Origin of the sequence: Rhizobium sp. SSA_523, assembly GCF_030435705.1 — a bacterium.
Classification (GTDB): Bacteria; Pseudomonadota; Alphaproteobacteria; order Rhizobiales; family Rhizobiaceae; genus Neorhizobium.
Window position 1 is genome coordinate 3,506,194 of the sequence record NZ_CP129382.1, and the last position, 26,398, is coordinate 3,532,591.

Sequence of the window (26,398 nt, forward strand, 5' to 3'; positions counted from 1 at the left end):
ATAGATCCTCATACGGTCGCTGATCGCTCACGGCCTGCATGCATATCGGTCCTCCCAGCGGGCGGGATCGCAAACCCACTCCGACCTATAAAGGGTGATGACAATGGCATACAGAACTGACGACGTATTCTCGTTCTCCGCTTTCGATCCGGCGCGGATGTCCGACGGCCTGCGTGAATTTGCCGAAAAGGGCGCTGCCCAGTCGCGCGATGCTTTCGCCAAGATGAAGACGGCGGCTGAAGAAGCCTCCAAGACCATGGAAGCCACGATGCAGACGGCCCAGGCCGGCACCGTCGAGCTCGGCCTCAAGGCCATCGACGCCATGCGCATCAATGCCGATCTGTCGCTGTCGCACATGGAAGCCCTGCTCGGCGTGAAGTCGGTGGCGGAACTGATCGAACTGCAGACGGGCTTCGTGCGCAAGCAGGCCGAGACCACGGTCGAGCAGGCCAAGGCTATGCAGGAAGCTGCGCGCAAGGTTGCAGAAGACGTCTCCAAGCCGGGCCGCGAAGCTGCCGAAAAGGCAATGACCACCTTCAAACCTGCCTGATTTCGCGCAAGCGATGAACGGTCGAGGCCGGGGATTTTTTCCCGGCCTTTTCTGTATTCTCGCCAAACTCGGGGCTTGCAAAACGCATGCAATGCTTCTATGTCACGCCCCAGACGCGGTCGGCACAGGTCGACCCGATGGTATGCGGTTGTAGCTCAGTTGGTTAGAGCGCAGGTTTGTGGCACCTGAGGTCGGAGGTTCGAGACCCCCCAACCGTACCATTTTTCCTTTCCTTCATTTTGCATGTTCTGACAGCCGAGGCAGCCGCAATCCTTTCTTTGAGATTGCCCCCCGCGCCATTGGCCTGGATATGGCGCTCGCTTATCCCGACTTGCGCAAAATCAAAGCTGGTCCGTCGGATAGTCCCTAGATTCTCTTCGCATGGATAGCAGAGACAGGCGGAGGGCATGGCATGATCGTGGATGATCAACGAGACACACGCGATTTTCTTGCCCGGTCGGCCAATCTCGGTCAGTCTGGCCCCGTCACCCTTATCGAGACGCATATCTCGCTCATCGCTCTGGCCGGTTCGCGGGCCTTCAAGATGAAGCGGGCGGTGAAGCTGCCTTATGTCGATTTCTCCACGCCTGATCTTCGCCTTGCGGCCTGCGAGGCGGAGCTTTTGATGAATTCGGCGACGGCGCCCGGCCTCTATCTCCGGGTGCGCCGGATCGTCCGCGCGACCGACGGCCAGCTCTGCCTGGATGGCGAGGGAGAGCTTGTCGATGCGCTGGTGGAAATGGTGCGGTTCGATCAGGATCTTCTGTTCGACCGCATGGCCGGTGCGGGGAAACTGACCCCGGCGCTGATGACGCAGACGGCCAGAATGATTGCCCGCGCCCATCATCAGGCACCCGTCATCGCCGATCAGGATGGCGCAAACCGGGTGAGGGCGGTTCTGGCGATCAACCGCGCCGGCTTTGCCACAAGCGACGTCTTCACCGCCGACGAGGCGGATCGGCTGACGGCCGGCTTCGAGACCGAGCTGGAGCGGCTTGCCAGTCTTCTCGACCGGCGCGCCGCCCTCGGACGCGTCCGGCGATGTCACGGCGACCTGCATCTGCGCAATATCTGCCTTCTGGGAGGCGAGCCGCGGCTCTTCGATTGCATCGAGTTCAATGCCAGTCTCGCGACCACCGATGTGCTGTACGATCTGGCCTTCCTGCTCATGGATCTCTGGCATCGCGGGTTTCCCTTCCTCGCCAATCTGGTGATGAACCGCTATTTCGACGATGCCGGGGGCGAGAGCGACCTGAAAGACAGTGGACTCCGTCTGCTTCCCTTCTTCCTGGCATTGCGTGCCTCGGTGCGCGCTCATGTCGTGGCCACGCAGGTGAGCGAGGCTGCGCAGCGCTCGCCGGATCTGGTGGCGGAAGCGCGCTCCTATTTCCGCCTGGCGGAAAGCCTGTTCCAGCCACGGCCCGCGCGGCTGGTGGCGATCGGCGGTCTCAGCGGTTCGGGCAAGAGCACGCTGGCGGATCATCTGGCGCCGGAAATCGGTCTGCCGCCCGGTGCCCGGCTTCTGGAAAGCGACCGGCTGCGCAAGGCTCTTTTCGGTGTGCCGGCGGAAACGCGCCTGCCGCAGGCCGCCTATCGCGCCGAGATTTCCGCAAAGGTCTATGAGGGCATGGCCGAGCGCGCCGCAACGCTTCTGTCGCAGGGCGTCTCGGTAGTGGCCGATGCGGTGTTCGACAGACCGGAGGATCGCAGCCGCATGCGCGCCGCCGCCGACACTGCCACTGCCACTGCCACTACCACTGCCGGGGCGCAGTTTACCGGGATCTGGCTGGATGCGGATGCGGCGCTCCTGCGCAGCCGGGTCGACAAGCGAGCGCCGGGGGTCTCCGATGCCACGCTCGATGTGCTGGCCAGGCAGCTGGAGCGCCGGCCGGATGTCACTGACTGGCAAACGATATCTGCCGACCAGCCGCTCGAGGCGCTCGTCTCGGCCGCATTGCGCGCCTGAGCCACGAGCCGCTCACACGAAGATGGGTTTGGCCGCGGCCACGATTTCCTGCAGAAAGCCCGCCACGGTCCTGATGCGGGCGAGGTCTCGAAGGCTTTCGTGATAGCTCGTCCAATAGGCGCGGCGAATGCTGATCTCGGGCAGGATGCGCACGAGCTCCGGCACCTGCCGGGCGATATAATCGTGCAGAATGCCGATCCCCGCAGCGGAGCGCACCGCCTCTGTCTGGCCTATGGCGCTGGAAATCTCGAAGCCCGCATCCCAGTCACGCATGACTTCGCCGGTAAAATTCAGTTGCGGGGAAAAGATCAGGTCATCGACATAGCCGATGCGCGGATGCTGGCGCAGCTCCTCCACAGTCTCCGGTTCCCCGTGTCGATCGAGATAGGCTTGCGATGCGTAGAGCCCCAGCGTGTAATCGGTCAGCTTGGCCGAGACGAGCCGCCCCTGGCTCGGCCGCTCCACCGTGATCGCCATGTCGGCCTCACGCTGCGAGAGCGAAAAGGAACGCGGGACGGGCACGAGCTGGATGCGCAGATGCGGATGGCGTTGCGTCAGCTGGCCAAGCCGGCTTGCCAAAAAGGCCACGCCGAAACCATCCGGCGCGCCAATGCGCACGGTTCCATCGATCGGCGCGTTCAGCTGGCCCGTTCGCGCCTGGGCCAGCAGCATTTCCGCCTCCATCCGCTCCGCCGTCTCCAGAAAGGCATGGCCCTCGGCGGTCAGTTCGCAGCCGCTCGGCTTGCGGATCAACAGCCGCGTGCGCAGCGAATCCTCCAGCGCATTGATGCGGCGGCCGAGTGTCGCATGGTTCAATCCGAGCCGCCGCGAGGCCGAAAGCAACTGCCCCTCGCGGGCGACGGCGAGAAAAATGCGGACATTGTCCCAGTCCATCCGTTCAATCCTCGCAAGGGCGGCAGGGGCGGTTCGGCGGTCGCGAACAGCCGCGGCCAGCCAGGGGTAGGTCGATTTTTGCACAACGGATGCGTAAATCATCCTGTTGTCTTGTGCAAATGAAAGCGCATACTGCCGCCACAATCATCCAGGAGGAAACCCATGTATCAAATCGGCCATTATATTGACGGCAAGCACGTGCCCGGAACGTCCGGCCGCAAGCAGGGCATCTACAATCCGGCAACCGGGGACGTGCAGGGAGAGGTCGCCCTGGCGAGCGCCGAAGAGCTGAATGCCGCGGTGGAAAGCGCCAAGGCAGCGCAGGTCAAATGGGCGGGAACCAATCCGCAGCGCCGCGCCCGGGTCTTCATGAAATTCGTCCAGCTTCTGAACGACAATATGGACAGCCTGGCCGAAACCCTGTCGCGCGAGCACGGCAAAACGATCGAGGACGCCAAGGGCGATATCGTGCGGGGCCTGGAAGTCTGCGAATTCGTCATTGGCATCCCGCATCTGTCGAAGAGCGAATTCACCGAAGGCGCCGGTCCCAATATCGACATGTATTCCATGCGCCAGCCGGTGGGCATTGGTGCGGGCATCACGCCCTTCAATTTCCCGGCCATGATCCCGATGTGGATGTTCGCGCCGGCCATTGCCTGTGGCAATGCCTTCATCCTGAAGCCCTCAGAGCGTGACCCCTCGGTGCCGATCCGGCTGGCCGAACTGATGATCGAAGCGGGCCTGCCGGCCGGCGTGCTCAACGTTGTCAATGGCGACAAGGCCGCCGTCGACGGCATTCTCACCCACCCGGACATTTCCGCCGTCTCTTTCGTCGGCTCGACGCCGATCGCCCGCTATGTCTATGGCACCGCCGCCATGAACGGCAAGCGCGCCCAGTGCTTCGGCGGCGCGAAGAACCACATGATCATCATGCCGGATGCCGATCTCGATCAGGCCGCCAATGCCCTGATGGGCGCCGGTTACGGATCCGCCGGCGAGCGCTGCATGGCCATTTCGGTAGCCGTTCCGGTGGGAGAGGAGACCGCCAATCGCCTGGTCGAAAAGCTGACGCCCATGGTCGAAAGCCTGCGCATCGGCCCCTATACGGACGACAAGGCCGATATGGGCCCGGTGGTCACCAAGGAAGCCCGCGAGAAGATCCTCGGCCTCATCAACAGCGGTGTCGAGCAGGGCGCCGAACTGGTGGTGGATGGGCGCGATTTCAAGCTGCAGGGCTATGAGAACGGCCATTTCATCGGCGGCTGCCTCTTCGATCATGTGACGCCGGAGATGGATATCTACAAGACCGAAATCTTCGGTCCGGTTCTCTCGGTCGTGCGGGCGAAGAATTACGAGGAAGCCCTCGACCTGCCAATGAAGCATGAATACGGCAATGGCGTTGCCATCTTCACCCGCGACGGCGATGCGGCGCGCGATTTTGCAAGCCGCATCAATATCGGCATGGTTGGTGTCAATGTGCCGATTCCGGTGCCGCTGGCCTACCACTCGTTCGGCGGCTGGAAATCCTCCTCCTTCGGCGATCTCAACCAGCACGGGACCGATTCCATCCGCTTCTGGACGCGCACCAAGACGGTCACCAGCCGCTGGCCGTCCGGCATCAAAGACGGTGCGGAATTCGTGATGCCGGTGATGAAATAAGCCGGAGCTTCGACCATAAAAAAGGGCGCCCGATGCGGCGCCCTTTTCCTCACCCGATCCGGGTCCCTTACTGGTCGCTTACTGGGTTGGGCCTTCGTTGAAGCCGACCTTGTCGACCAGTTCGGAGGCGGTCTTGCGGTTCTTTGCGATGTCGATCAGCGGCAGCGCGTCCGGCTTGATCGCCCCGAAGGACTTGACGATGTCGGAAGGTTCGGCGCCCGGCATGACCGGATATTCGAACACCTGCTCGGCATAGATCTTCTGCGCTTCGCCCGAGGCCAGAAACTCCATCAGCTTCAGGGCATTGTCCTTGTTCGGCGCGTTCTTGGCGAGCGCCATGCCGGAAATATTGACATGCGTGCCGCGGTCGGCCGCATTGGGGAAGAGGATCTTGATCGCCTTCGCCCAGTCCTTCTGCTCCGGCTCCTTCTCATTGGTCATCATCAGGCCGACATAATAGGTATTGCCGAGCGCGATGTCGCATTCGCCGGCCATGATCGATTTGGCCTGGCTGCGGTCATTGCCGTCAGGCTTGCGCGCCAGATTGTTCTTCAGGCCCGTCAGCCATTTTTCGGTGTATTCGGCGCCGTGATGCGCCACCATCGAGGCGAACAGAGCAATATTGTAAGAGTGCTGGCCGTCCCGAATGCAGATCTTTCCCTTCCACTTCGGGTCGGACAGGTCCTCATAGGTGATCTCGTTCTGCTGCACGCGATCCTTGGACGCATAGACCACGCGTCCGCGCGTCGTCAGGCCGAACCACTCGCCCTCCGGATCGCGGAAGGCGGCAGGAATGTCCTTGTTGATCGTCTCGTTATTCGTCACGGCCTGCACCACATCGCCGTCCTTCGCCTCGGTGAGGCGCTGGATATCGACGGTCAGGATGACATCGGCGGGCGAGTTCACGCCTTCCGCCTTGATGCGCTCCACCAGACCCTTGTCCAGGAAGAGAACGTTGGTTTCGATCCCGGTCTTGGTGGTGAAGGCATCCAGCAGGGGCTGGATGAGCTCCGGCTGCCGGTAGGAATAGATGTTCACTTCGCCATCGGCCATGGCCCAGCCACTGCTCAAACCAAGCGCCACACCGGCTGCCAGAAACGTCTTCATGCGATCAATCATCAAAGGGCCCCCCCAAACGTGAACTTATCTGGATGGAAAAAGTCATCAAAGCCCCACCACGTCAATTCACAGCGCCGTGAAAAGTGGATAGTCTCAAGCATATTTTCATATTTTGGAATTGTTCAAAACTGGCGAACGGCTTATATGGTTGGTAGGAAATCGCGGGGAGACCATTATGCGTCTAACGAAACAGACCAACTATGCCGTGCGCATGTTGATGTATTGCGCCGCCAATGACGGCAATCTGAGCCGGATCCCGGAAATCGCGAGAGCCTACGGGGTGTCGGAGCTGTTTCTGTTCAAGATCCTGCAGCCCCTGACCAAGGCTGGTCTGGTGGAAACCGTACGCGGCCGCAATGGCGGCGTGCGCCTGGGACGCAGCGCCGAGAAGATCAGCCTCTTCGACGTCGTGAAGGTCACCGAAGACAGTTTTGCCATGGCGGAATGTTTCGAGGATGGCGCGGTCGAGTGTCCTCTGGTCGACAGCTGCGGACTCAATGCCGCCCTCCGCCGCGCGCTCAACGCCTTCTTCCAGGTGCTGACGGAATATTCCATCGACGACCTGGTCAAGGCACGCCCCCAGATCAACTTCCTGCTTGGTCTCGACGATCTGCCGCCGCGCAAAATCGCCGCCACCGCCTGAGGGCACCGCGCCCGTACGCCCTTCCTCAGTAAGGCAGGGCAGGGAAGCCGGCCCGGAGCCGCTGCGGCGCTCTCCGGCCCGAGGAAGCCCGACCGAGCGATTGCGGCGCGCAAGGCCGGCTTTTTGACGTCATCCCCCGCGGGATATCCGGCCGCCGCCGCTTCTGCCGTCTGGTGCAATGCCGTTCTTGTCCCCCGTTCTGCCTGTTCTCGTCACTCTTGTCCTTGGCGCCATCGGCGCGGCGCTCGCCGCAGCCCTGCAAATGCCGGCGCCCTATCTGGTCGGGCCGGCAGCGCTCGCCACACTGGCCTGCCTGTGCGGCATCCGGATCGCGGTTCCGCCGTCGCTTCGCAATGCCGCCTTCCTCGCCGTCGGCCTGTCCATGGGCTCGACCATCACGCCGGATGTGCTTGCGGCGACCGCGCAATGGCCCCTGAGCTTTGTCGCTTTGTTCGCCATGTCGGCGATCCTGCTTCTCACCGCCTCAGGTTTCCTGCGGCGGGTCTTCGGCTATGACCGGTTGACCGCTCTGCTGGCGGCCTGCCCCGGTCATCTGAGCTATGTCTTGAGCCTTGCCGCCGGGACGCGGAGCGATCTGGCCGCCGTCAGCGTCATTCAGAGCGTGCGCCTGCTGGCGCTGACCCTCCTCGTTCCGATCGTCGTCGAACTCTACGGGCTAACCCCGCCCTCAACTCTGGCCGCTCCGCTCTCTGCCGGCCCCCTCGCTCTCCTGGCCATGGCGCTGCCCGCCCTGGCGCTCGGTCTTGCCCTGCAGCGCCTGCGGGTGCCGGCCGCGCTCTTGGTGGGCGGCATGCTCGTCTCGAGCCTTGCCCATCTCACCGGTCTGGTGGAAGGCGTGATCCCCTTCTGGCTGCAGGTGCCGGTCTATGTCATCCTCGGATGCCTGATCGGCACGCGCTTTTCCGGCGTCACGGGCCGGGATCTGCGGCGTTCCACGCTGGCGGGCCTTTCGGCGACCGCCGTGGTCTGCGCCATATCGGGCGCGGTGGCCGCAATCGTCTCGATCGGTCTCGATATTCCCCTGGCCGCCGCCTTCATCGCCTTTGCGCCCGGCGGACTGGAGACCATGTCGGCCATGGCAGTGATTCTCCCGGCAGATCCTGCCTATGTCGGCACGCATCACATCCTGCGCCTGGTATTCTTGTCATTTGTCATGCCTATGCTGCTGTCCGACCGATTTCCCTCACTTTTCATCAGCAAAAAGTAATATTCAATTCTTTGGACTGTTTGACGACAAGTAGTTGAACGCACGTAGAACATGAAGTATTGAAAGAAGGCATTGTATTGAATTCCATGTCTGATTCACAGTGCCGTCAGGAATGAGATAAATCGAACGAATCCATAGTTATGAAATGGCTTCCATACGACGATCTGCTTGTTCAATGTCGGTTTTACTAAAACAGGTGTCGAATTCTCCACTTGCGATGTTTGTGGCGGACGCCGTCGACTGAAACGTTTCAGTGGCGGTTTGGTGTCCTGTGGATGGTCATCAGGGTGGCGGTTTGCGTGCGGCCAATGTCAGGCGGGGGTCTGCTTGCTGAAGAATGATGGGACGCATCGCGATGGCCGATCACGCCGTCGGCAGAGGTCTTGTCTGAAAAATGAGATGCAGGATGACGATGGGAGTGATCCGATCGGGTCTTCCCGCCGTCATGTCATGGGGTAGTTTAGGGGAATGGGCATGGATGGTTTGATCAACAAGACGACGGAAGCCAAGACGGGGGCGTCTCGGTTTTCTCTTCGGAGAATTCCGAAGCAGGACCGTAGCCGCGAACGCATCGACGAGATCCTGAAGGTGGCCATGGATCTCATCGGCAAGAAAGGGATCGATGCGGTGACGATGAAGGAAATCGCCAGCCTGTCCGGCGGGCCGATCGCTTCTGTCTACCAGTATTTTCCCAATAAGTCCGCCATCGTTGCGACACTTCACGACAGCTATGTCAAACAGGTGAAGCAGCTTTTGTCCCAGGCGCTGCAGAACATCCGCTCGACGGAAGACATTGCGCCGGCCGCCGGGGGGCTGGTCGATCTCTACATGTTCTTCGTCAGCAACAATCCGGCGGTGCAGGATCTCATCAATGCCGCGCAGGCCGACAAGATGCTTTCCGACATGGATGTCACGGCCGCGCGGGAGGTGGCCGAAGAATTCAGCAGCGCCACGGAGGGGTTCATCGCGGAAAGCCTTCGGCCGCAATATGGCCGCACGGTCTTCATGATGTGTCATCTCACCATCAGCCTGGTGCGTCTGATTCTCAAGGTCTCGCCGGAGGAAGGGAAGGCCCTGCTGAAGGATTTCAAATCCTTCATCGGCTTGCAGCTGAGCTATTACATCCCGGACGTGGATCACCAGCCGGGCAGGCGCAAAGTGGGTTGAGGCCGCTGAAGCCGCTTGCAACCGGCCCGTTGCCGATGCGAAGGCAAGGCATCTGGCTCGGATAACCTGCCCTCGCGCGTTTGCTGGACCCTAGATCCGGAACCGCTCCGGCCGGTAGGGCGACATGTCGAGGAAGGGCGTTTCGCCATCGATCATTTCGGCGATGGCGCGTCCCGTCACGGGGCCGAGCGTCAGGCCGTGATGGGCGTGGCCGAAGGCGAACCAGAGGCCATTGTGCCGGGGCGCCTTGCCGATCACCGGCATCATGTCCGGCGTGCAGGGGCGCGCACCCATCCAGGCTTGCCTGTCGAGCCGCTCGCCGAGCGGGAACATGGTGCGTGCCACGGCTTCCGCGCGGCCAAGCTGGACCGGCGTCATCGGCGCATCCCGCAGGGCAAATTCGGCGCCCGTCGTCAGGCGAATGCCCTGGCGCATCGGGGCGAGGAAATAGCCGCGTTCGGCATCCATCGTCCAGCCGTTCAGCACCGCATTGTCGCGGCTGGCATAATGCATGTGGTAGCCACGCTTGACGCCGACGAGGAACTGGTAGCCGAGCGGCTTTGTCACCGTATCGGACCAGGGACCGAGGGCCACCACTGCGTCCTTGCCTTCCACTACGCCCTCATCGGTCGAGACGGACCAGCCGCTTGCCGTCTGTCTGAGGGTCGTGGCGTCGCCGCGGATGAAGCGGCCGCCAAGCTTCTCGAAAAGCGCCACATAGGCGAGCGTCAAGCCATGCGGATCGGTTACCGACCAGGGATCCGTCCAGGTCAGGGCGCCGACGAAATCGGAGGAGAGATGCGGCTCCTGTTGCGCGAGGCCCTTACGGTCCAGCACGTTGAAATCCAGCTTGTATTCCCGCTTCAGCCGCTCCGCCTCGCGAACTTCGGCGTCAAGCTTGGCCTGCGTGCGGAAGGCCTGCGTCCAGCCGTCCTTGCGGATCAGATGGCCGGCATCGGCAGCGGTGATCAGTTTGTCATGCTCGGCGATCGACTGTTCGATCAGCGGCGCATAGGACCGCGCGATGACCTGATGGCGGCGGATATTGGAATTCCACCAATAGCGGCTGAGGAATTTCGCCACGGCGGGCAGGGCGGCCAGGTGATAATGCGCATCGATCCGGTTGTTGAGCGCGTAGCGCAGGATCATGCCGATCTGCTGGGGAAAGGCGTAAGGAACGACGCCTTCGCGCTGGATGAGGCCGGCATTGCCGAAGGAGGTCTCCTCGCCCGGCCCGCGGCGGTCCACCAGCACCACCGATTTGCCCCTCTGCGCCAGATGAACGGCCGTCGATACACCGATAATGCCGGCTCCCAGAACGATTGCATCCGCTGACATGTCTTGCCTTTGACCCTTCCGAACAGGAACGTTTGAACATCGACTCTTTCAGGGACCATGCGCCGGGGGCGGTTCTGCTGCAAACGAAAAATCTTGGGCGCTCGAGTGCGATCACAAGCTTTGCGTCAGTTAGCGGCCATATACCAGATATGGATGATAGGGGGCTGCGGCCCTTTCATCGAAGATGCAGCCGTCCAGGGGGAATACGCGCGGTGAGCTTTGCAGATTACGACCTGATTATCGTCGGCGCCGGTTTTTTCGGCGCCACCATTGCCGAGCGCGTGGCCAATGAGCGCGGCAAGCGCGTGCTCATCCTGGATCGGCGACGCCATATCGGCGGCAATGCCTATAGCGAAAACGACCCGGCAACCGGCATCGAGGTCCATAAATACGGCGCCCATCTCTTCCATACGCCCAACAGGGTGGTCTGGGAGTATCTGAACCGCTTCACCGCCTTTACCGATTACCGCCACCGCGTCTTCACCAGCTATCGCGACCAGGTCTATTCGATGCCGATCAATCTCGGCACGATCTGCCAGTTCTTCGGCAAGCGGATGAGCCCGGACGAAGCGCGTGCGCTGGTGGCGCAACAGGCGAGCGAACTGGGCGATCGCCTGCCGCAAAATCTCGAGGAGAAGGCGATCTCGCTGATCGGCCGGCCGCTCTATGAGGCCTTCATCCGCGGTTATACCGCCAAGCAATGGCAGACGGATCCGCGCGAGCTGCCGGAATCCATCATTACCCGCCTGCCTGTGCGCTACAACTTCGACAATCGCTATTTCAACGACCCCTATGAGGGCCTGCCGGTCGATGGCTATACGGCGATCTTCGAACGTATGCTGGACAATCCCTTGATCGATGTGCGCCTCAACACGGATTATTTCACCGTTCGCGGAGAGATCCCGGCCGGCAAGCCGGTCGTCTATACCGGCCCGATCGACCGCTATTTCGATTATCGCGCCGGTGAGTTGAAATGGCGCACGATCGATTTCGAGGAGGAGGTCGTGAATGTCGGCGATTTCCAGGGCACGGCCGTGATGAACTACGCCGACGAGAGCGTGCCCTATACGCGCATCCTCGAATTCCGGCATTTCAATCCGGAGCGCGACTACCAGAAGGAAAAGACCGTGATCGTACGGGAATTCTCGCGCTTTGCCACCCGTGCCGACGAGCCCTATTATCCGATCGATACGGCCGAAGACAAACGCACCTATCTTGCTTATCGCGCGCTGGCGGAACAGGAGACGGATATCATCTTCGGCGGGCGCCTCGGCACCTATCGCTATCTCGACATGCACCAGGCGATTGGCGCCGCCTTGAAGAGTTTCGAGACCGAGGTGTCGCCGCGTCTGAAGGATTGATCCACCCTTCATCGTGAGCGGCCCGGCGGCCGTCGGTCCGGCATCGGACGATAGCCGGATCCGGATTGATCCGGCCTTTGCGTTGAAAGCGCCAGAGCGCCGGCGTGTTTCGCGTCGGCTTGCGTACAGTAGCGGAACTTCTCTCCAATGCTCTTGTTGGGTGCCCGGTCCAACATGAAGGAGAGAGTAATGTTTTACACCGATGGCAAGCTCCAATTTCCGGTCCGGGTGGAAAAGCCCGATCCGCTGTTTGCGCGTGCGCTTCAGCAGGCGATCGGCGGTGTCGAGGGCGAGATCCGTGTCGCCATGCAGTATTTCTTCCAGGCCTGCGGCGCACGGGGCAATACCAAGTTCCGCGATCTTCTGATGAACACCGCGGCGGAGGAACTCGGCCACATCGAGATGCTGGCCACGGCCGTGGCGCTCAACCTCGAAGGCGCGCCGCTTTCGGAAAAGGAAGCCGTTTCCAAGGATCCCGTCTCCAGCATGGTGCTGGGCGGCATCAACATGAAGAATATCCTGTCCGCCGGTCTGTCGGCCATGCCGGTCGATAGCGATGGTGTTCCCTTCGACATGTCGCATATCTATGCCAGCGGTAATATCGCCGCCGACATGACCGCCAATGTGGCGGCCGAATCCACGGGACGTACGCTTGCCGTCCGCCTCTACAACCTCACCAATGATCCGGGCATGAAGGAAATGCTGTCGTACCTGATCGCCCGCGACACCATGCACCAGAACCAGTGGCTGGCAGCGCTGGAAGAGCTCGGCGGCCAGACGGGGGTCTTCCCCATTCCCAACAGCTTCCCGCAGGAGCAGGAAAATACCGACTTCTCCTATGCCTTCCTCGGCTTCCAGGAGGATGGCACCGATCCGATCGCCGGTCGCTGGTCCGAAGGCCAGTCCATCGACGGCAAGGGCAAGTTCTCTTCGGCGCCGATGAAGCCTCTAGGCGAAAAGCCCAATCTCGGTCCTGCCAAGCCCAATAGCGGCGCGCAGTCCGAACAGATGTGAGCTTTGCGGGCGGGGAGGCCGGTTTCCGGCTTTCCCGCCCGCACCGCGATCGGCGCCTGCTTCTGCGACCGGCGCAACGGAGTAACAATAATGAAGAAGACATGGATTTTGGCGGCCGTTCTGGCCCTGGTGGTGGCAGTCGTCATCTTCGGATCGCGGCCTTTCACGCAATCCGATCAGGAGGCCGGACAGCCTTCGCCACATGCGATCACCAACTGACGGTCTTGCAGCGAACGGGCGGATCCGACGGTTGCACCACAGCCTGCGGAAAGGCTCTGCGGAAGCGGATCGGCGAGCGCACGTTCTCCTATGTCAAAAAGGCGGAAAGGGGCCTGCCAAGGCACGGGAACCTTTGCTGCGGCCGCCGGTTGTCAAGAGAATCAGAGGACAAGGCGATCATGAGCAGCACGGATCCGAACGCAATCCCCGCCACATCGCCGGCCACTTCTCCGGCACCTTCACCGGCTTCCGGCCCACACCCGACTGCTTCGCATCCGACCGCGTCACAAGTGCGGGGCGATATCCAGCAGGGTCTGACGGGTGATAAGCGCCCCGGCATCGATCCGGCTGCCGCTCCCATGGAAACCGATGCCGAAGCGGGTGGCGCGCCTCCGACGCCGGAGGAGATTGCCATGGCCCGCGCCAGCCAGCCGAGAACGCCCGGAAACGAACAGCTGACATCGCGGAATTTCGACACGGCCATGCAGCCGGCCAAGGGGACGCGCACCAAACGTCCGAGCCTGCCGGCGCTGGTTCCGGCACTCGTCGCCTTGGCCGTCATCCTGGCGCTCGCGCTGGGCTACTGGCTGAGATAAAGAAAGAGAGGAAACGGGTCACTCAGGCTGCCGCGCAGCGAAAGCAAACGATGCGGGCCAGCGCCATGGGATGTGGCGCGAGCCGGCATGAAGCGCCCGGAAATCGCCGGAGCGTCAGTTCAGCTGATGTGCAAGCTGCGCCCGGGCGCGGTTGACGCGGCTCTTGATGGTGCCGACGGGGCAGCCGCAGCGTTCCGCCGCCGCCTCATAGGACTGACCTTGCAGAAGGATGATGTCGACGGCGTCGCGATAATGCTCGGGAAGATCCAGCATGGCGCGGTGGAATTCCTGGGCGCGCACCGACCATTCCTGCGGTGCGTTGACCGAAGGCCGTGCCGAGGCGCAATCTTCGAGACCCACGACTTCGCGCTTGGCCAGACCGAATTTCGTGCAGAACGTATTGCGCAGAATGGTGAACATCCAGGATTTCAGGCTCGTGCCTTCCTGGAACTTGTCGAGATTGGCAAGCGCCCGCAGCAGCGTTTCCTGAACCAGGTCATCGACATTGCTTGGGCTGCGGTCGAGCCGCCGCGCAAAAGATCTCAAAGCTGGGATGAGCGCGATCATGTCGGCGCGAATTCGGTCACTTGCTGATGTGTCGGTCATGACGTCTCCCTCGTCTTCCTTCTCGTACCCAACCGGCAGAATGCCGGATTGTTCCGATCGGTTCCCGGGCCTCGACGAGAATCTGACTCTATATCCTGTTTATGTCAATCGGCGCGCGAAATAGGGCAATTCTGAGTTGCGCTTGGCAGCCCGCCGAGGTGGCCGTCACGCGCCTGTCAAGAAGCATGCCTAGGAGCAAGAGGCCGCTCGTCGTGATCACGGGCGCTGCAGAGAAAGGGCATGCCGAAGGAATGGTGGGGCTTGGACGAAAACGTGACGAAGGGGGCCGCGGCCTGGGCAAGATGGCACCCTTGGACCCTTGCGCAGCCGCGATTACCTCAGGTCGTTTCCTTCGAAGCTCAGCACATGGCGCTCGCGCGTGGAAAAAAAGCGGCCGGCAGGCCGGGCAGGCGTCTGCTTTGCCCCTTCCTGTACTTTCCATCCTCCCTTGCCCGCGACAAGATGGTGGCGGGGAAGCGAGGACAGGATCGGCCGTCGCAAGAGCCTTGGACCGTCGAGGCGCCGCCGGATGCGGGGGTCAATTTCTAACCGGGACAAGGGGTCGTGACAGACGGTCGGCGCGGTAAGGCTGCGGATGGTCGGCGATAGAGGGTGAGGTGGAATGAAAAACGGCAAATACCGCATGCGGTTCGTCAGCGCCGAACAGGTGGCGCTCAGTGCCGGTGTGTCGCGCTCGGCAGTATCGCGGACCTTCACGCCGGGTGCCAGCGTCTCCCAGGAGACACGCGAAAAGGTGCTGCGTGCGGCGGAAGAGCTCGGCTACCACGTCAATGATCTTGCCCGGGGCGTGCTCAACAATCAAAGCCGCCTCGTCGGTATCGTGGCGACCCGGCCGGAGGTCGGCTTTCGGGCCCATTTGACGGCCGCTTTGTCCAAGGCGCTGATCCGGCGCGGCAGCGTTCCGGTTCTCATCAATACCGGACAGAGGGAGGATGAGCTGCTTGCGGCGCAGAAAATGCTGATCGGTCACCGCGCCGAGGCGACCATCATTCTCTCCGGCTCTCCGCCGGCCAGCTTTTTCGATCTCGCCAAGCGCAATGGGCAGCCGGTCGTCCTGATCGGGCGGTCGGAGCCGGATGCGGATCATCTCGATGCCGGCAATTCCGAAGCATCGATCGAAGCGGCGCGGCTTTTCCTCCGCGCCGGCCGGGAAAAGCTTGCCTTTGCCGGACCCTTGGCCGCGACGCCGGCCATCCAGGAGCGGCAGATCGCCTTCCTCTCCGAGCTTGAGCATCACGGTCGGCCTCTTTTGCCATTCTTCGGCGGCGAGGCGGATTATCAATGCGGGCTCTCGGCCGGCCGCGCCATGCTGGCCGAGGTCGAACCGCCGGATGCCGTCTTCTGCGGCAATGATCTCATTGCCTTCGGGGTCATGGATGTGCTGCGACGCGAGGGAGGGTTGCGCGTGCCCGACGATGTCGCCGTGATCGGTTTCGACGATATTCCCGAGGCCGCCTGGTTGAACTACGGCCTCACCACCTTCCGGCAGGATCCTCTGGTCATGGCGCAGAAGGCGGTGGATTTCCTCGACCGCAGGCTCGCCGAACCCGAGGCCTCGCCCGGCCACGAGCGCGTGGTTCCGGACCTCGTCATCCGCCAGAGTTTCGATCCGAAGTCAGGGGCCGAAGTCAGGGGCCGAAGTCAGGGGCCGCAGTCAGGTGCCGGAGTCAGGTGCCGGAGTCAGGGGCCGGGCCGAGGGGACACTGACAAAGACGTGAAGGGATAGTTCGGACGAGCGGCCCGGCAAAGGGAACACCAGCGCTTCCGGCGGGTTGACCGATCAGGAGGTGTCATTATGCAAACGATCTTTTCGACCACCAGGTCGCAGGGCCGTGCCACGGCCTCGCCGCTTGCCCTCGCACTGGCTGCCTTGATGGGCGCCGGTCTCGCCGCGCCAATCCCCGCCCAGGCTCAAGCCCAGGTTCAGGCCCAGGACAAAGGTCCGCGCATGCAGCAGCAGGCTGAGAACTGCGTCGCCCAGCCGGAGTCTCAAACCGGCAATAGCCAAAGCGTCACGCCCGGCTCCGGTATGTCGACCACGCAAAAGCTGGATAATTGCGACAGCGTTCTCACCCCGCCAGCCGTGGGCGATCCGGAAATGGTGACACCGGCACCCGCCGTGGGCGAGACGCCGGTGATCAAGCCCAGCCAGTTGCCGCCGGATAGCTCATCCGGCAATACCAAGCCCTGATTTGACCAAGCCCTGATTGGGGTCTGGAACGGTGCAGGAGCGACGCAAGGCGCCTTGACATCCGATCGCGGGATGATGGAGTTGGGCGGTCACCGTCTCAGCGGGACACCTTGCAGGCGCGCGCGGGCGGCTCCTGACGATCTAGCGAAACGATGAAACGCAAGAAGCGGCCAGATGGGCCGCTTCACTGCAAGGGACAAGACTGTTCCGAACGGGTCGGTTTTCGCCGGTCGGCGCCGATCAGCGACGGGCACCGCCGCGGGCGGTCGCGGACTTCTTCGGCGCGGGCAGAAGACCCTCGCGCTGCATCTTCTTGCGGGCAAGCTTGCGCTGGCGCCGGATCGCTTCCGCCTTTTCACGGGCGCGGCGTTCGGACGGCTTTTCGTAGGAGCTGCGCGCCTTCATTTCACGGAAAATACCCTCGCGCTGCATCTTCTTCTTGAGCGCACGGAGGGCTTGGTCAACGTTATTGTCTCGGACTAGAACCTGCAAAATCTCTCCTTCTGCACGGCACAAGTGGCCATTGTGCATTCTGCCTATTGATCACTTGCCGATCTTCACCGCCGCGGGGTTCAGCCACGACGTGCCCTTCTCGGGCGAGACGGCCTCTTCTAGCTGTGCCGTCGGCCTCGACCGCTCCGGGTCGATATCCGTGGCAACGATCCGGCGCTCGAACGTTTCGTTCTCGTACCGAATTCGGTATTGAGCCTGGCCATGGGCCGAGGGCAGGACAGCCGATATGCGGCATGATGCCGGCGCACCGCCGCGCATGCCCAATCCTGTCTTCAGAACCACACGATCGCCGATGGCGTAACGCGCAACTGCCATATTCGTCCCCTTGGATCTCGCCTGAAACGAAAAAAGGCCGGGATGTCCCGACCTCTCCCAATCATTCTGTCGATCAACCGCCAGTACATCCGTGGTCGGTTGTGACGAATGGTAAATTAGGCAGCCCGAAGGTTGTCAGCCGAGCTCTTGCCAGAACGCTTGTCCTGGACGATGTCGTAGCTGATCTTCTGGCCATCGTTGAGGCCGGAAAGGCCAGCGCGCTCAACGGCGGAGATGTGGACGAATACGTCCTGGCCACCCTGGTCAGGCTGAATGAAACCAAAACCCTTGGTGCTGTTGAACCACTTGACGGTACCTGTATTCATAACGATTTCCTTTTCAAAATCGTGGGTTGATCTGGCACACCGTGCCAGTTGGATCGATGTTTGAAGGAAATCTGACAGAGCGCCTTAGCTCTCGGACGAAGTCACGACCAAGTTCGATGCGATGAATGTACGCCCTTTCTCAGGGATTACAACCCGCAGTGTGAAATAAAATTTCCCAGCCTTTGTGAGCGCAGGCGGATGTTTTGCTCCGGACCCCGCCAAATCCGCGATGCGGGCGAAAATTTTCTGGCATCAAAATAACGGGCGAGAGCCGGGAAAAATCCGGCGTAAGCCGTGCGTTCACCTGCCAGAGGGCGGAGTTCAACTTATCTTTAGCCTGTCATATATCTTGCGGAAATCTATCTTATAAGTATGGTGGCGCGGCGCCTCTGCCGGCACGGTCTGCGCGACCCGGCTTGGCAGTTTTGCAGATCACGACGGCCGTGTTCGGCTTGCCAGACCCGGGTGTTCCGGTCCATTCATGCGGGCTGGCGGAGATCATGCCCGCCCGAACTATCATTCACGCGGAGGCTGAGACGCGCTCCGCCACGCAACGGCGGAATCCCGCCCAAGGGAGGCTTTATGTCTATTCATCAAAACCTGATCGCTGGCGAATGGGTCGGCAGCCAGGCCTCGGAGAATTTCAATCCCTCCGATACGAAGGATGTCGTCGGCCTTTATGCCCAGGCATCCGCAGAGGATGCGCAAGCCGCCATCGCTGCCGCCAAGGCTGCCTTTCCCGCCTGGTCGCGCTCCGGCATTCTCGAGCGCCACGCCATTCTGAAGAAGGCCGCCGATGAAATCCTGGCGCGCAAGGAAGAGCTTGGCCGTCTCCTGTCGCAGGAAGAGGGAAAGACGCTGCCGGAAGGCATCGGCGAAACCATTCGCGCTGCCCAGATCTTCGATTTCTTTGCCGGCGAAACCCTGCGCCTGACGGGTGAAGTGGTTCCCTCCGCGCGGCCCAATATCGGCGTCGAGATCACCCGCGAGCCGCTCGGCCCGATCGGCATCATCACGCCCTGGAATTTCCCCATCGCCATTCCCGCCTGGAAAATCGCTCCGGCGCTGGCCTATGGCAATACGGTCGTCTTCAAGCCGGCGGACCTGGTACCGGGCTGCTCCTGGGCCATCGTCGATATCCTGCACCGGGCAGGCCTGCCGAAGGGCGTGCTCAATCTGGTCATGGGCCGCGGTTCCGTCGTCGGCCAGGCCATGCTCGACAGCCCGCATCTGGCCGGTATCACCTTCACCGGCTCCACCGGCACCGGCAAGCGCGTCGCCATGGCCTCCATTGAGCACAACCGCAAGTTCCAGCTGGAAATGGGCGGCAAGAATCCGATGGTGGTGCTTGACGATGCCGATCTGTCCGTCGCCGTCGAGGCGGCCGCCAATTCCGGCTTCTTCTCCACCGGCCAGCGCTGCACGGCCTCCTCGCGACTGATCGTGACGGAAGGCATTCATGACCGCTTCGTTGCCGCGCTGACCGAGCGCCTCAGCAAGCTGACGGTGGATCACGCGCTGAAGGAAGGCACGCATATCGGCCCGGTCGTCGATGAGAAGCAGCTCAAGCAGGATTGCGATTATATCGAGATCGGCAAGCAGGAGGGGGCCAGACTGGCCTTCGGCGGCGAACGCATCGAGCGCGACACGCCCGGCTTCTATCTGCAGCCGACATTGTTCACCGAAGCCACCAACCAGATGCGCATCAGCCGCGAGGAGATCTTCGGCCCGGTCGCAGCCGTGATCCGGGTCAAGGATTATGATGAGGCACTGGCGGTCGCCAATGATACGCCGTTCGGCCTGTCGGCCGGCATTGCCACCACAAGCCTGAAGCATGCGACGCATTTCAAGCGCAATTCCGAAGCCGGAATGGTCATGGTCAATCTCCCGACGGCCGGTGTGGATTTCCACGTTCCCTTCGGCGGTCGCAAGGCATCGTCCTTCGGCCCGCGCGAGCAGGGCAAATATGCAGCGGAATTCTTCACGGTGGTAAAGACGGCCTATACGCTCGCCTGACCGGCGCAAATTGCCAGTCCGTACAAAGAAACGCGCCGGCGGCAAGCAACCGCCGGCGTTTTTTGTGTCGGAGATACTGCGAAAAGACGCGAAGCGCCGGAATGAGATCCCGCGCGACCCCTGGGGGCGCCGTGCCCCGCAAAAGAGTTCCACAGAACCTGACCCCGGGCCGGGCGCACTCTTCGCATAAGCCCTTAACCTGTGCACTGCAGCGCGATTATTGCGCTGCGCACACGCCCATTTCGTCGAAAAATCCGTGGAAAGTGGCATTTTAGGCCCTCCTCCTACGACTAAGGGAGAGTGTGCCAAGCCGCCACCTTTGCGCTAGTGTTTGGTCTCGCAACCGGCTGTGGGGAGTCTGTATCAGATCCGGTTGTTGGGTGGCCGAGCATTTGCCGGCCCGTCGAGGAAAAGAGGAGGAGTACTCGTGTCGGACAATTCGTCGTCCAATGCGTATTGGGCAGCCAACAAGCGGATAATCTATATTTCACTCGTGATCTGGGCCGTGGTGTCTTACGGCTTCGGCATCATCCTGCGTCCCATGTTGTCGGGCATACCGGTGGGCGGCACGGATCTTGGCTTCTGGTTCGCCCAGCAGGGATCGATCCTCGTCTTCATCGCGCTGATCTTTTTCTATGCCAACTACATGAACAAGATCGACCGCGAACACGGCGTCGACGAGGAATAAGGGGGGAATAATGGATCAGTATACGCTCAACCTGCTGGTGGTGGGCGCGTCCTTCGCGCTCTACATCGGCATCGCCATCTGGAGCCGCGCCGGCACCACGGCGGAATTCTACGCCGCCAACCGCGGCGTGAACCCGGTCATGAACGGCATGGCCACGGCCGCTGACTGGATGTCGGCGGCATCCTTCATTTCCATGGCCGGCATCATTGCCGGCGGCGGCTACGTCAACTCCACTTATCTGATGGGCTGGACCGGCGGCTATGTTCTGCTGGCTCTCCTGCTGGCACCTTATCTGCGCAAGTTCGGAAAGTTCACTGTTCCGCAGTTCATCGGTGACCGGTTCTATAGTCAGAGTGCCCGCCTGGTCGCGGTCATCTGCCTGATCATCATTTCGGTGACCTATGTTATCGGTCAGATGACGGGCGCCGGCGTTGCCTTCTCGCGATTCCTGGAAGTGTCGGTCTCGACCGGCCTGTGGATCGCGGCGGCGGTGGTCTTCGTCTATGCTGTTCTCGGCGGCATGAAGGGCATCACCTATACCCAGGTCGCCCAGTATGTGGTTCTGATCATCGCCTACACGATCCCGGCCGTGTTCATTTCGCTGCAGCTCACCGGCAACCCGATCCCCGGCCTCGGCCTGTTTTCCGATCACACCGCCTCCGGCCAGCCTCTGCTCCAGAAGCTTGACCAGGTGGTCACCGATCTGGGCTTCAGCGCCTATACTGGCCAGGGCTCCATGCTGAACATGACCCTGTTCACGCTGTCCCTGATGATCGGCACGGCTGGCCTGCCACACGTCATCATCCGTTTCTTCACGGTGCCACGGGTTGCCGATGCGCGCTGGTCCGCCGGCTGGGCACTGGTCTTCATCGCGCTGCTTTACTTGACGGCTCCCGCCGTCGGCGCCATGGCCCGGCTGAACATCATCGACACCATCTTCCCGAATGGTCCGAAATCGGAGGCTGTACTGTATGAACAGCGTCCCGACTGGATGAAGAACTGGGAAGTTACGGGTCTCTTGAAGTTCGACGACAAGAACGGTGATGGCCGCATCCAGTACTATAATGATAAATCCACGGGCTTTGCTTCCGAAGCACAGACCCGCGGATGGAACGGCAATGAGCTGGATATCAACAATGATATCCTCGTCCTGGCCAATCCGGAAATTGCGCAGCTTCCGGGCTGGGTGATCGCGCTGATCGCCGCCGGTGGTCTTGCGGCAGCCCTGTCGACCGCAGCGGGCCTTCTGCTGGCGATCTCCTCGGCTATCAGCCATGACCTCATCAAGGATTGGCTGAAGCCCGACATCTCCGAAAAAGGCGAACTCATGGCCGCACGCGTTTCCATGGGCGGCGCCATCCTCGTCGCAACCTTGCTGGGTCTCAACCCGCCGGGCTTTGCGGCGCAGACCGTGGCGCTGGCTTTCGGCCTCGCCGCCGCCACCATCTTCCCTGCGTTGATGATGGGCATCTTCTCCAAGCGCATCAATTCGCTTGGGGCGACGCTCGGCATGATCGTCGGCCTGGTGGCAACCTGCCTCTACCTGTTCACCTATCTCGGCTGGTTCTTCATCCCCGGGACGAACATGCTGGAGAATGTTCCGGCCAACTTCCTGTTCGGCATTCCGCCGACAGCCTTTGGTCCGATCGGTGCATTGCTGAACTTCGTGGTGGCTTACTTCGTGTCCATGGCAACGGCGGCCCCGCCGCAGTCCGTCCAGGATCTGGTGGAGTCGATCCGCGTGCCGCGCGGTGCCGGCGCTGCGACGGGCCACTAAAGGCTCATCGACGATGACTGATATGGGCGGCGTGATCCGCCCATATCCATTTTTGACGGCAAAATGAGGGGTCGGAGCAACGTCCAGACCTGGGGATCGTCAACCTGATGGGGGTGCCATGGACATCGGAACGGCAGATATTGCCCGCTTTCTGGAGACGGTTCATCCCTATGACAGCCTGCCCCAGGCAGAGATTGCCCGTGTAGCGGAGCGGTTTAGTCTGCGTCGCCTTGATGCTGACGAGATCCTCTATGCCCGCGGCGACGCCCTGCCCGGTCTCTTCCTGATCATGGAGGGACGCATCGATGTTCACGATGCGGCCGGGGAACTGATATCGCAGCTGTCGCCCCGCAACTCGCTCGGCGAGCGAGGCCTGATGCGTGACGGCCGGGCCGTCACCACGGCGACCGCGCGGGCGCCGGCCATGGTGCTGATCCTTCCGGCTCTGGAATTTCACCGCCTGATGCAGGACCAGCCGGTCTTTGCCCGCTTCTTCACCAGGGGCCGCGTCAACGCGGTTCGCCGGGCGGACATGACGCTCTCCAAGGTCTTCGACCTCATGTCCAAGCCGCCGGTGACCTGCGCGCCCACAGACAGCGTGTTTGCGGCGGCGCGGATCATGCGCGATCGCTCCGTCTCCAGCCTGGGCGTGGTGGAAAACGACCGTTTTGTCGGCCTTGTCACCGCCCGCGACCTGACCACGCGACTGATCGCGGAAGGCCGCGATCCCCGGCAAACTTCCGTCGAGGCGATCATGACGCGCGATCCGATGGGGCTGCCGGAAACGGCGCTCGGTTCTGATGTGCTGCAGGTCATGCTGGAGCAGAAGGTCGGCTATCTGCCGATCGTCAGTGGCGCGCGTCTGGTCGGCATGGTGACGCAGACCGATCTCACCCGGTTTCAGGCCGTATCCTCAGCGCTGCTGGTGCGCGATATCGCCAATGCCGAGACAGTCGAGGAGATGAAGGAGAATACGGCGCGGATTCCGCAATTGCTCGTTCAGCTGGTCGGCGGCAACAATGCGCATGAGGTGGTGACGCGGCTGATCACCGATATTGCCGATACGATCACGCGCCGGCTTCTGCTGCTGGCCGAGCGGCATCTCGGACCGCCTCCGGTACCCTATCTCTGGCTGGCCTGCGGCAGCCAGGGCCGCCAGGAGCAGACAGGTGTTTCGGATCAGGATAATTGCCTGTTTCTCGATGACAGCGTCAGGCCGCCCGACATGCCCTATTTCGAAAAGCTTGCGCGCTTCGTCAGTGACGGCTTGAATGCCTCCGGCTATATCTTCTGCCCCGGCGACATGATGGCGACCAATCCGCGCTGGTGCCAGCCGGTCAGCGTCTGGCGGCGCTATTTCAAGGCCTGGATCGAGCAGCCGGATCCCATGGCGCAGATGCTGTCGAGCGTCATGTTCGATCTGCGTCCGATTGGCGGCAACGCCGCTTTGTTTCAGGATCTCCAGGCGGAAACGCTTCACCAAGCGAGCCGCAACTCCATCTTCGTCGCCCATATGATTGCGAATTCTCTCAAGCATGCACCGCCTCTTGGCCTGCTGCGCGGCTTTGCCACGATCCGCAGCGGCGAACACCGCAACCAGATCGACATGAAGCACAATGGTGTGGTGCCGGTGGTCGATCTCGGCCGTGTCTACGCCTTGCAGGCCCGCCTGACACCGGTCAATACGAGGGCGCGCCTTATCGCAGCCGAGGAGGCGGGCGTGATTTCCGGCGCCGGGGCCAGGGATCTTCTGGCGGCTTACGATCTCATCGCGGAGATGCGGCTGCGCAACCAGGCGCAGGAAATCAAGGCGGGCCTGCCGCCGGATAATTTCCTCGGGCCTTATGAATTCGGTGATTTCGAGCGTTCCCACCTGCGCGACGCCTTCGTGGTGGTGCGCACTATGCAATCGGCGCTCGGTCACAGTCGTGCGCCCAGTTGAGTTGAGGAAGTTTCTGCATGCTGTTCGAGTTGATAGCCGTCATCGTGGTGGGCGTCGCCATGGCCGGGATTGCCATGACGCTGCGCTTCGTCAGCCGGCAGACAGTGCCGCGCTGGGTCGTGCCCGTCTTCGCAGGCCTTGGCATGATCGCCTACACGGTGTGGAGCGAGTATAGCTGGTTTTCCCGCGTCTCTACGGCGCTGCCGGCGGAGGTTCCGGTGGCCTGGCACAATGAAGACGCGGCTTTCTGGCGTCCCTGGTCCTATATCGTTCCCGTAACGACGCGTTTTACCGCCGTGGACCAGAGAACCACACAGCGCAACGATGCCTTTCCCGATCAAGTCATGATCGACGTCATCCTGGCAGCGCGCTGGCAGCAATCCGCCCGGGTCAAGGTGGTGTTTGACTGTGCCGCAAACCGCCGTGCGGATCTGGTCGGGCGCAATGTCTCGATCTCGCCAAACGGCGAAATCATCGGCGCAGACTGGATTTCGCTTGGGCCGGATGATCCTGTCTTGCGGACGGCCTGCCGGCCGGCGAAGGCGTGAGGCCGGCGCCTTGAGCGCTCGTTGCGGGAGGAGAGCTTGGTGACACGATGGGGACTGAGAGTCCGACTTTGCTTGTTCTTCCTGGCGCTTGGCGTCGGCAGCCTTGCCGCGCTTGCTGCCGGCCTCTGGTTCGCCCTGCATCGCGGCGCGGACGAAGAGGCGACAACGGCAGCGATCCGGGTCGCGGTGGTGGCCGGCTTCCTCATTGTCAGCCTCGCCGCCGGCATTGGTTACCTCTTTGATCTTCATCTTGCCAAGGCGCTCGAGCGGCTGGCCGGCGCCATCCGGGCCAGGGTCGATGCCGGCGTGGCGCAAGCCATCGAACCGAGCGGCTTTGCCTATCTCGGAAGCATTGCTGAGGCCGTAGCGGATGCGGCCCTCCGGCTGACCCAGGCGCGCAGCGCCCTGGCCGAAACCGTCGCGCGGGAGACTGCCCGGCTTTCCACCGACAAGAGCCAACTGGAACGGCTTCTCTCGGATGTGCCGCCGGGCGTCCTGCTTTGCACCGGCCGGCACCATCTGGTCTTCTATAACGGCGCCGCGCAGCAATTGCTGGATAATCCCGTCCTTCCGCTCTGTCTGGACAAGAACCTGTTCGACTACCTGAATGATGGGCCGGTACGCCACGCGCATCAGCGGCTTCTGGAGGCGGGGACCGAAGCGGCGGCCGTGGAACTGATCTGCACCACCCATTCCCATACGCGCCGCCTGGCCGCCCGGATGCGCCTGGTTGGAGAAGACACAGCCGATCCGGCGGCCTATGTGATGACGCTTCGCGATGTCACCGCGGAAATTTCGGCCGATGCCCGCCGGGATCTGATGCTGGCGGAGGTGTTCGACCTCCTCCAGCCCGTAATCGGCGCTTCATCGGAGCTGGCGGCAGCAAAGGGCGATCGCAAATCGGCGGGTCAGGAGGGGCCGGGGAAGCAGGAGAGCCAGGAAAGGTTGCGCGAACTGGCTCACACCTTCGAGACGCTGCGGCAGGAGGGGTCAAGCCCGCTGCCGGTGCTGCAAAGCGTTTCCAACCGCTATGCCGTCTATGATTTCGAGCTGCTGTCGCGTCCGTCCACGGAGAAGATCAGCGATGCGCCGCTCGACAGTTTGACCTATGTCGTCTTCGATACCGAGACCACCGGCCTGCTGCCCGACCAGGGCGACGAAATCGTGCAGATTGCAGCCGTGCGAATCGTCAACGGAAAGCGCGTGCGCGGCGAGGTTTTCGACAGCCTCGTCCATCCGGGTCGCTCGATCCCTGCTTCCTCCACCGCCGTCCATGGCATTTCAAACGCGATGGTTGAGCACGCTCCGGGCGTCGTCGACGTGCTGGAGCGGTTCCGCCAATTCGCCCAAGGGGCTGTGCTGGTCGCTCATAATGCCCCCTTCGACATGGAATTCCTGCGCCGGCGCGAGCGTGAGCTGCATGGCCGCTTCGACAATCCGATCCTCGACACTGTGCTGCTCTCGGCCGCCGTTTTCGGTCAGGCGGAAACCCACACGCTGGATGCGCTTGCCGAGCGGCTGGGCATTTCGATCAGCCAGGGCGAGCGCCACACCGCGATCGGCGATGCCACTGCCACGGCGGAAATCTTCCTGCGCCTGAAGGATATGCTGGTGGCCAGGGGCGTGGAGCGCTTCGGCGCCGTGCTGCGCGAGACGCGCAAGCACAAACGGCTGCTCCGGGATCTGAACTGAAAGATCCAG

Annotated in this window: 25 protein-coding genes and 1 tRNA gene; 19 read left to right on the top strand and 7 right to left on the bottom strand. The window is 62.0% G+C overall.

Features of this window, described 5'->3' with window-relative positions:
• Nucleotides 1–103 precede the first annotated feature (103 nt).
• From QTJ18_RS24840 to QTJ18_RS24850, 3 genes are all read left to right on the top strand, one after another.
• A complete protein-coding gene (locus tag QTJ18_RS24840; RefSeq protein ID WP_252753835.1) occupies nucleotides 104–550 on the top strand; it encodes a phasin in 447 nt (148 codons plus the stop codon).
• Between the two features lie 144 nt (nucleotides 551–694).
• Nucleotides 695–771: transfer RNA gene (locus QTJ18_RS24845), tRNA-His, on the top strand.
• 191 nt (nucleotides 772–962) lie between these two features.
• A complete protein-coding gene (locus QTJ18_RS24850; RefSeq protein ID WP_252753836.1) occupies nucleotides 963–2,516 on the top strand; it encodes a bifunctional aminoglycoside phosphotransferase/ATP-binding protein in 1,554 nt (517 codons plus the stop codon).
• Nucleotides 2,517–2,528: 12 nt separating this feature from the next.
• Here the strand turns inward: QTJ18_RS24850 and QTJ18_RS24855 are convergent, their stop codons facing one another.
• Entirely contained in the window at nucleotides 2,529–3,410 is an 882-nt protein-coding gene (locus tag QTJ18_RS24855) for a LysR family transcriptional regulator (protein ID WP_252753837.1), read from the bottom strand.
• 162 nt (nucleotides 3,411–3,572) lie between these two features.
• On the opposite strand from QTJ18_RS24855, the gene QTJ18_RS24860 reads away from it, so the two are divergent.
• Nucleotides 3,573–5,069 (top strand): CoA-acylating methylmalonate-semialdehyde dehydrogenase, encoded by a 1,497-nt coding sequence (locus QTJ18_RS24860; RefSeq protein WP_252753838.1) that lies wholly within the window; start codon nucleotides 3,573–3,575, stop codon nucleotides 5,067–5,069.
• Between the two features lie 78 nt (nucleotides 5,070–5,147).
• Here QTJ18_RS24860 and QTJ18_RS24865 read toward each other — a convergent pair whose 3' ends face one another.
• Nucleotides 5,148–6,176 (bottom strand): Fe(3+) ABC transporter substrate-binding protein, encoded by a 1,029-nt coding sequence (locus QTJ18_RS24865; protein WP_252753839.1) that lies wholly within the window; start codon nucleotides 6,174–6,176, stop codon nucleotides 5,148–5,150.
• Between the two features lie 187 nt (nucleotides 6,177–6,363).
• On the opposite strand from QTJ18_RS24865, the gene rirA reads away from it, so the two are divergent.
• The 3 genes from rirA to QTJ18_RS24880 all read left to right on the top strand — a co-directional run bounded on the left by rirA (nucleotide 6,364) and on the right by QTJ18_RS24880 (nucleotide 9,226).
• Nucleotides 6,364–6,831: an iron-responsive transcriptional regulator RirA gene (gene rirA / locus QTJ18_RS24870; RefSeq protein ID WP_252753840.1), complete on the top strand. Its 468-nt coding sequence runs from the start codon at nucleotides 6,364–6,366 to the stop codon at nucleotides 6,829–6,831.
• A gap of 178 nt (nucleotides 6,832–7,009) precedes the next feature.
• Nucleotides 7,010–8,059, top strand: coding sequence for an AbrB family transcriptional regulator (locus tag QTJ18_RS24875; RefSeq protein ID WP_301557800.1), 1,050 nt, complete (start codon nucleotides 7,010–7,012; stop codon nucleotides 8,057–8,059).
• A 474-nt stretch (nucleotides 8,060–8,533) separates the two neighbouring features.
• The gene (locus QTJ18_RS24880; protein WP_252753842.1) at nucleotides 8,534–9,226 is read left to right on the top strand and encodes a TetR/AcrR family transcriptional regulator; all 693 of its coding nucleotides are present in this window, start codon (nucleotides 8,534–8,536) and stop codon (nucleotides 9,224–9,226) included.
• Nucleotides 9,227–9,316: 90 nt separating this feature from the next.
• On the opposite strand, the gene QTJ18_RS24885 is transcribed toward QTJ18_RS24880, so the two are convergent.
• Nucleotides 9,317–10,564 (bottom strand): NAD(P)/FAD-dependent oxidoreductase, encoded by a 1,248-nt coding sequence (locus QTJ18_RS24885; RefSeq protein ID WP_252753843.1) that lies wholly within the window; start codon nucleotides 10,562–10,564, stop codon nucleotides 9,317–9,319.
• A 212-nt stretch (nucleotides 10,565–10,776) separates the two neighbouring features.
• Here QTJ18_RS24885 and glf point away from each other — a divergent pair, with 212 nt between their 5' ends.
• The 4 genes from glf to QTJ18_RS24905 all read left to right on the top strand — a co-directional run bounded on the left by glf (nucleotide 10,777) and on the right by QTJ18_RS24905 (nucleotide 13,754).
• A complete protein-coding gene (gene glf / locus QTJ18_RS24890; protein WP_252753844.1) occupies nucleotides 10,777–11,925 on the top strand; it encodes a UDP-galactopyranose mutase in 1,149 nt (382 codons plus the stop codon).
• A gap of 189 nt (nucleotides 11,926–12,114) precedes the next feature.
• Nucleotides 12,115–12,939, top strand: a complete 825-nt coding sequence (locus QTJ18_RS24895) for a manganese catalase family protein (RefSeq protein WP_252753845.1) — start codon at nucleotides 12,115–12,117, stop codon at nucleotides 12,937–12,939.
• Nucleotides 12,940–13,029: 90 nt separating this feature from the next.
• Entirely contained in the window at nucleotides 13,030–13,158 is a 129-nt protein-coding gene (locus QTJ18_RS24900) for a hypothetical protein (protein WP_289852127.1), read from the top strand.
• Nucleotides 13,159–13,337: 179 nt separating this feature from the next.
• Nucleotides 13,338–13,754, top strand: coding sequence for a hypothetical protein (locus tag QTJ18_RS24905; protein WP_252753846.1), 417 nt, complete (start codon nucleotides 13,338–13,340; stop codon nucleotides 13,752–13,754).
• 114 nt (nucleotides 13,755–13,868) lie between these two features.
• Here QTJ18_RS24905 and QTJ18_RS24910 read toward each other — a convergent pair whose 3' ends face one another.
• The gene (locus QTJ18_RS24910) at nucleotides 13,869–14,360 is read right to left on the bottom strand and encodes a sigma-70 family RNA polymerase sigma factor (protein WP_252753847.1); all 492 of its coding nucleotides are present in this window, start codon (nucleotides 14,358–14,360) and stop codon (nucleotides 13,869–13,871) included.
• A gap of 622 nt (nucleotides 14,361–14,982) precedes the next feature.
• Here QTJ18_RS24910 and QTJ18_RS24915 point away from each other — a divergent pair.
• Entirely contained in the window at nucleotides 14,983–16,107 is a 1,125-nt protein-coding gene (locus QTJ18_RS24915; protein WP_252753848.1) for a LacI family DNA-binding transcriptional regulator, read from the top strand.
• A 69-nt stretch (nucleotides 16,108–16,176) separates the two neighbouring features.
• Nucleotides 16,177–16,572, top strand: a complete 396-nt coding sequence (locus tag QTJ18_RS24920; protein WP_252753849.1) for a hypothetical protein — start codon at nucleotides 16,177–16,179, stop codon at nucleotides 16,570–16,572.
• A gap of 240 nt (nucleotides 16,573–16,812) precedes the next feature.
• On the opposite strand, the gene rpsU is transcribed toward QTJ18_RS24920, so the two are convergent.
• The 3 genes from rpsU to QTJ18_RS24935 all read right to left on the bottom strand — a co-directional run bounded on the left by rpsU (nucleotide 16,813) and on the right by QTJ18_RS24935 (nucleotide 17,726).
• The gene (gene rpsU, locus QTJ18_RS24925; protein ID WP_252753952.1) at nucleotides 16,813–17,064 is read right to left on the bottom strand and encodes a 30S ribosomal protein S21; all 252 of its coding nucleotides are present in this window, start codon (nucleotides 17,062–17,064) and stop codon (nucleotides 16,813–16,815) included.
• A gap of 51 nt (nucleotides 17,065–17,115) precedes the next feature.
• Nucleotides 17,116–17,400 carry a cold-shock protein gene (locus QTJ18_RS24930; RefSeq protein WP_252753850.1) on the bottom strand — a complete coding sequence of 95 codons (285 nt, stop codon included), beginning with the start codon at nucleotides 17,398–17,400 and terminating at the stop codon, nucleotides 17,116–17,118.
• Between the two features lie 116 nt (nucleotides 17,401–17,516).
• On the bottom strand, nucleotides 17,517–17,726 hold the full coding sequence (locus QTJ18_RS24935; RefSeq protein ID WP_252753851.1) for a cold-shock protein: 210 nt from the start codon (nucleotides 17,724–17,726) through the stop codon (nucleotides 17,517–17,519).
• Between the two features lie 582 nt (nucleotides 17,727–18,308).
• Between QTJ18_RS24935 and QTJ18_RS24940 the strand changes: the two genes are divergently transcribed.
• The 6 genes from QTJ18_RS24940 to QTJ18_RS24965 all read left to right on the top strand — a co-directional run bounded on the left by QTJ18_RS24940 (nucleotide 18,309) and on the right by QTJ18_RS24965 (nucleotide 26,389).
• Nucleotides 18,309–19,742, top strand: coding sequence for an aldehyde dehydrogenase family protein (locus QTJ18_RS24940; RefSeq protein WP_252753852.1), 1,434 nt, complete (start codon nucleotides 18,309–18,311; stop codon nucleotides 19,740–19,742).
• A gap of 427 nt (nucleotides 19,743–20,169) precedes the next feature.
• Entirely contained in the window at nucleotides 20,170–20,430 is a 261-nt protein-coding gene (locus QTJ18_RS24945; RefSeq protein WP_252753853.1) for a DUF4212 domain-containing protein, read from the top strand.
• A 10-nt stretch (nucleotides 20,431–20,440) separates the two neighbouring features.
• The gene (locus tag QTJ18_RS24950) at nucleotides 20,441–22,207 is read left to right on the top strand and encodes a sodium:solute symporter family protein (RefSeq protein ID WP_252753854.1); all 1,767 of its coding nucleotides are present in this window, start codon (nucleotides 20,441–20,443) and stop codon (nucleotides 22,205–22,207) included.
• Between the two features lie 118 nt (nucleotides 22,208–22,325).
• Entirely contained in the window at nucleotides 22,326–24,149 is a 1,824-nt protein-coding gene (locus QTJ18_RS24955; protein WP_252753855.1) for a putative nucleotidyltransferase substrate binding domain-containing protein, read from the top strand.
• Between the two features lie 17 nt (nucleotides 24,150–24,166).
• Nucleotides 24,167–24,697, top strand: a complete 531-nt coding sequence (locus QTJ18_RS24960) for a hypothetical protein (protein WP_252753856.1) — start codon at nucleotides 24,167–24,169, stop codon at nucleotides 24,695–24,697.
• Nucleotides 24,698–24,736: 39 nt separating this feature from the next.
• A complete protein-coding gene (locus QTJ18_RS24965) occupies nucleotides 24,737–26,389 on the top strand; it encodes a 3'-5' exonuclease (RefSeq protein ID WP_252753857.1) in 1,653 nt (550 codons plus the stop codon).
• Nucleotides 26,390–26,398: the final 9 nt, after the last annotated feature.

Coding starts and splice junctions, on each gene's coding strand:
- QTJ18_RS24840 (WP_252753835.1), top strand. CDS start 104: ATGGCATACAGAACTGACGACGTATTCTCGTTCTCCGCTTTCGATCCG.
- QTJ18_RS24950 (WP_252753854.1), top strand. CDS start 20,441: ATGGATCAGTATACGCTCAACCTGCTGGTGGTGGGCGCGTCCTTCGCG.
- QTJ18_RS24935 (WP_252753851.1), bottom strand. CDS start 17,726: ATGAATACAGGTACCGTCAAGTGGTTCAACAGCACCAAGGGTTTTGGT.
- QTJ18_RS24880 (WP_252753842.1), top strand. CDS start 8,534: ATGGATGGTTTGATCAACAAGACGACGGAAGCCAAGACGGGGGCGTCT.
- QTJ18_RS24900 (WP_289852127.1), top strand. CDS start 13,030: ATGAAGAAGACATGGATTTTGGCGGCCGTTCTGGCCCTGGTGGTGGCA.
- QTJ18_RS24930 (WP_252753850.1), bottom strand. CDS start 17,400: ATGGCAGTTGCGCGTTACGCCATCGGCGATCGTGTGGTTCTGAAGACA.
- QTJ18_RS24885 (WP_252753843.1), bottom strand. CDS start 10,564: ATGTCAGCGGATGCAATCGTTCTGGGAGCCGGCATTATCGGTGTATCG.
- rirA (WP_252753840.1), top strand. CDS start 6,364: ATGCGTCTAACGAAACAGACCAACTATGCCGTGCGCATGTTGATGTAT.
- QTJ18_RS24875 (WP_301557800.1), top strand. CDS start 7,010: ATGCCGTTCTTGTCCCCCGTTCTGCCTGTTCTCGTCACTCTTGTCCTT.
- QTJ18_RS24865 (WP_252753839.1), bottom strand. CDS start 6,176: ATGAAGACGTTTCTGGCAGCCGGTGTGGCGCTTGGTTTGAGCAGTGGC.
- QTJ18_RS24960 (WP_252753856.1), top strand. CDS start 24,167: ATGCTGTTCGAGTTGATAGCCGTCATCGTGGTGGGCGTCGCCATGGCC.
- QTJ18_RS24955 (WP_252753855.1), top strand. CDS start 22,326: ATGGACATCGGAACGGCAGATATTGCCCGCTTTCTGGAGACGGTTCAT.
- QTJ18_RS24895 (WP_252753845.1), top strand. CDS start 12,115: ATGTTTTACACCGATGGCAAGCTCCAATTTCCGGTCCGGGTGGAAAAG.
- QTJ18_RS24915 (WP_252753848.1), top strand. CDS start 14,983: ATGAAAAACGGCAAATACCGCATGCGGTTCGTCAGCGCCGAACAGGTG.
- QTJ18_RS24855 (WP_252753837.1), bottom strand. CDS start 3,410: ATGGACTGGGACAATGTCCGCATTTTTCTCGCCGTCGCCCGCGAGGGG.
- QTJ18_RS24910 (WP_252753847.1), bottom strand. CDS start 14,360: ATGACCGACACATCAGCAAGTGACCGAATTCGCGCCGACATGATCGCG.
- QTJ18_RS24940 (WP_252753852.1), top strand. CDS start 18,309: ATGTCTATTCATCAAAACCTGATCGCTGGCGAATGGGTCGGCAGCCAG.
- QTJ18_RS24920 (WP_252753849.1), top strand. CDS start 16,177: ATGCAAACGATCTTTTCGACCACCAGGTCGCAGGGCCGTGCCACGGCC.
- QTJ18_RS24850 (WP_252753836.1), top strand. CDS start 963: ATGATCGTGGATGATCAACGAGACACACGCGATTTTCTTGCCCGGTCG.
- QTJ18_RS24905 (WP_252753846.1), top strand. CDS start 13,338: ATGAGCAGCACGGATCCGAACGCAATCCCCGCCACATCGCCGGCCACT.
- QTJ18_RS24860 (WP_252753838.1), top strand. CDS start 3,573: ATGTATCAAATCGGCCATTATATTGACGGCAAGCACGTGCCCGGAACG.